Below are 4,432 nucleotides of genomic sequence, written 5' to 3' on the forward strand. Positions count from 1 at the left end.
GTGAAGAAATCAGCTACTCCATCGGCGGCGAAAGTGAACGCCAGACAGCGAAAACCGATGCCGACGGGAAAATCGAACTCAAATTTCCGACCCGCCGGTTCAGCGAATCACAAGCGATCGCGATCGATGTCGCGTGCCCCCAACGCAACGTCGCCGAATCCCAAGTGGTCTTTCTCGCCACACGCGGATTCAACGTCAACGTCACCACAGGCCGATCGGTCTACATCGCCGGTGAAACCTTTGACGTAACGATCAAAGTGGTCGATCCGGCGGGAAAACCGGTCGGAACGGCGGTCCAGTTGGAGGTGTTCGAAGTCACAGGGGCAGAGAGCGCGAACCAGACTGGCAACCAAGTGACCGCGCGACGCAATCGGAGCGGTCGAACGGGAGAGCGGCGGGTGGAAGCCTTCGACCTGACGACCGATGCCGAAGACGGGCAAGCCAGCGAGACGGTCCAGATCGAACGCAGCGGTACCTACATCGTGCGGGCAACGGGCAATGACCGATTTGGGAATTCCGTCAGCGGCCAGGCACGGCTGCAGATCTCGGGCGACGACGACACCACGCGGCTGCGGATTTTGGCCGACCAGCACAACTATCGCGTCGGCGACAACGCCAACGTGCGGTTGCACTGGCGCGATGCCCCCGCATTGGCGTTGATCACGTTCGATGGAGCGTCGGTGCTGGGCCACCGCTTGGTGCAACTGAAGCAGGGGGAAAACAAGATCGACATCCCGATCGACGCGGATCTGGCACCGAATTTTCATCTGTCCGCCAGCGTGATGCAGCGGAGTCAGTTGCATCATGCCCTCAGTGGTTTCGTCGTCACCAAACGATTGCAGGTCAAACTGACGCCGTCGACAACGGATCTCAAGCCGACCGACCGCGTCAAGGTCGACATCGAAGTGACCGACTCGAGTGGCCGTCCGATGGCCGCGGAGCTGGCGATGTCGTTGGTTCAGTCGAGTTTGCTCGATCGGTTCGGCTCCGGCGGCCCCGAGATCATGACGGCGTTCACCAGCGGGCTTCGCCAACGACGAATGCGGCAAACCTCCAGTTGCGAATTCAGCTACGCCACCCAGACTCGCTCGATCAACGAAGCCTTGCTCGTCGAAGCGGAACGCCGATCACGGCGATTGGCCGAGGCGGGCGCGATCGTGGACCTGTTCGCTGACAACGACGTCTCCTTGGAATTCGCGGAGATCGCAGGCGACGTCATCACCGAGGATGGACCGTTCGATCGAAATCAAACCGTCGACTTCGGATACGCCGGGGCCGCAACGTCTTGGCGCTCTCTCGACGCCAATTTCGACGTGGACAGCGACGGTGCAGTGGAGCAGATGCAGCAAGAACTCATGATGCAGCGGCAATGGTCGCGTGGATCGACGGCAACGTCCAACGCGTTGTCGTTGTACGTCCAAATGAACGGCCGGGGCGGCGCATCGCGAGGCCGTGGCATTGAAGCGGCCCAACTGGGTGACCGACCCTGGAATCAGGACGCGTGGTTCTGGGGTGCGAATGCCACCGCATCGATCAGTCAATTCGGTCGTGTCGACAGCAAGTCGTTGCAACGCCGCGATGTCACCATCAACGGGTTGACCCTGGACGGAAAACTGTTGGTGGTCAATGGGATGAGTGACGATGAAGTCAACCGATTGAACCAGTTCACCGGCGTTCGAATGTTTGGCCAAGCGATCAGCGGCGAGACCGGGTTTTGGGACCCCGTCATCGTGACCGACCAGGACGGCAAGGCCGAGATCGAAATCACCATGCCGGCCGTCTCAACCGCCTGGAAACTCAGTGCAAGCGCAATCAGTAAGGACACGCTTGCCGGCTCGGAGTCGATCGAGCTGACCACGCGTAAAACGTTGTTCGGACAACTACGCGTTCCGCAAGCGTTTACCGTTGGCGACAAAGCGGACATTCAGGTCGAAGTGCACAACTCGCTGGAAGGCCCGCGGACCCTTCGAGTGGCACTCAAAGCAACGATGGGAAACCAGTCGCTGGAACAGAACAAGACCCTCGAAGTCAAGGATGCCGGGATCGAAACACTGACGTTTCCCATCGAGATCGTTGAATCGGACCAAGTGCAATTGGAATTAACGATCGCGAGTGAAGGCGTCGCCGGGGACACCTACGTTTCCACAGCGGAGGTCCTGCCGTATGGATTCCCGGTCTATCAAACCGCAAGCGGGGCTGCGTCCCAAAACACGCTGGCATTGATTCAATTGGAACCGAATCAAAAAGCGCGCGGTCAGTCGCTGGAATTGATGATCGGCGGTGACCGACAGCAGTCTTTGCTGGACAGCCTGTTGCGTGGCGAGACGTATTTGCCGCTGCGTTGTGTGCCGACCAGTTTGCTCTCCCGCAGCGTGTCGGATTGTCTCGGAGGCGTCGCGGTGCTGAACCATCTCCGCCGATCCGCCCAACAAGATTCACCCGAGGGCGCGCAAGTCAGCGGCATCGTCGCCGCTGCGGTCAGCCATCTGATCGCGTCGCAGCGGGACGATGGCGGTTGGAGTTTGGCGGGTCATTCGGCCGGCCCGGCTGATCCGATCAGCACGGCACGCGCGATGTGGGCGTTGGTCCAGGCACGACGCGCGGGATTCGCGGTGCCGGAGCGACAATTTGAATTGGGGGTCGCGTCACTGAAAAAGGCGTTTGCCGGAGAAACCGATTTGAACCGTCAAGCGGTGCTGTTGGCGGCGTTGGCCGAGTGCGGAGCCGGCGATTTTGCACTGGCCAATCGGTTGTACCGTGAACGCAATCGATTAGACGATTACGGCCTGGTGCAATTGATGTTGGCTCTGACGGCGCTTCAGCACGACGAGATGGCGGCGGAACTACTCCCGCTGGTCAAACTCGACGCGGCCGGCGGGCGACCGAGTGTGGGCCGGACGTCGGTGGAACTCGCCGCGCTCGAGTTGATCGCGTTGCAACGGATGGACCTGCGACCGGAGCTGAGGGTGAAACTTGCTGATCGGCTGATGGCCGCGCGGGCCGGTTCACGCTGGCCGGTGGAATCGGACAACGGTCCGGCAATCGCAGCCTTGGCGGCGCATTTCGGCCAAAGCCCGCCGCAGCGGGAGCGGGTTGAAGTGACGATTTACGTCAACGGTGAACCGCTGGAACCGTTGACGCTGGATCCGGGTGCGGAGAGTCGCCGTATCCGCGTGCCCGATGAGATGCTCGTCGACGGCCAGCAACGGATCGAATTTGAGTTGGAAGGTCGCGGCGAATTTTCTTACAGCGCCGTCCTGACCGGTTTTTCAGATGCCGACTCGATCAGCAGCACCACCAAAGACTGGTCGATCGGGCGACGTTACGAAACCGATCAATTGCGCGTCGACGGCCGGCCGATTCTCCGCGGATACCGCGTGATCGATGGCAGCCACCCCTGGGCGCCGAACAAGTTGAGCGAGCTTCCCGTCGGAGCGCGTGCCCTGGTCACGCTGACGCCACGGGTCCGCTACCAGAATTCGCGTCCGCTGCGGACGTACTTGATGTTGGTCGAGCCGATCCCGGCGGGTTGCACGATCTTGGAGGAAACGATCAGCGGCGTGTTCGATCGCTACGACATCACTCCCGGTGCGATCACGTTTTACATCGGCGATTCGAAAACCCCCGGTGACATTCGTTACTCGTTGGCGGGCTACTTGCCCGGCAACTACCGGACCGCTCCTGCGGTCTTAAAAAGTTACTATTCACCCTCGGAGATTGCCGTCACCGAGCCGCAATCGTTACGCGTGCTGCCACTCGGTGAAACGTCCGCCGACGAATACAAGCTGACCCCCGACGAGTTGTTCGAACTCGGCAAAGTTCACTTCGACAAGGGTGAATTCCAGAAAGCATACGATTCACTTCACCAATTGCACGAGAACTGGCAGCTTCAGACGGCCCCCTATCAAGAAACGGTGTCGCTGCTGTTTCGCGCCTCGATGAAACTAGGCAATGATGCGGAGATCGTCAGATTCTTTGAGATCATCAAGGAACGTTTCCCCGAAGTCGAGTTGTCGTTTGAGGAAATTTTGACCGTCGCGAAGTCGTATCGAGAAATTGCCGAGTACGAACGCAGCTATTTGGTTTATCGCACGACCGTTCAAGCGAGTTTCGAAAAAGAGAATCAGGTCGCCGGTTTTTTGAATGCGCGCGGCGAGTTTCTGCGAAGTGTCCAAGCGATGGAGTCATTGCTGCGTGATTACCCCGCTGAATCCTACGTCGCCACCGCCAGTTATGCGCTCTCCCAAGAGGTCTATCGACGAGCCGAGACGGTCGCCGAGGATGAGAAGTTGATGGAGTCGGGGATCACGCGTGTCGATTTGATCGACAGTTCGATTCGCATGCTCGACGACTTTGTCACCAACTGGCCCGAAGACCCGTCCAGCGATCAAGCCAGCTTTGCGCTCGCGACGGCATTGATCGATCTGGAGCA

The 4,432-nt window shown here is 59.5% G+C and carries 1 protein-coding gene; it reads left to right on the forward strand.

The window, feature by feature from the left end; translation table 11 throughout:
- On the forward strand, window positions 1-4,432 hold a 4,432-nt coding region (locus tag ABX749_RS23610), incomplete at both ends, for an alpha-2-macroglobulin family protein (protein ID WP_372898163.1).

The organism is Stieleria sp. (assembly GCF_041595215.1).
Lineage (GTDB): Bacteria > Planctomycetota > Planctomycetia > Pirellulales > Pirellulaceae > Stieleria > Stieleria magnilauensis.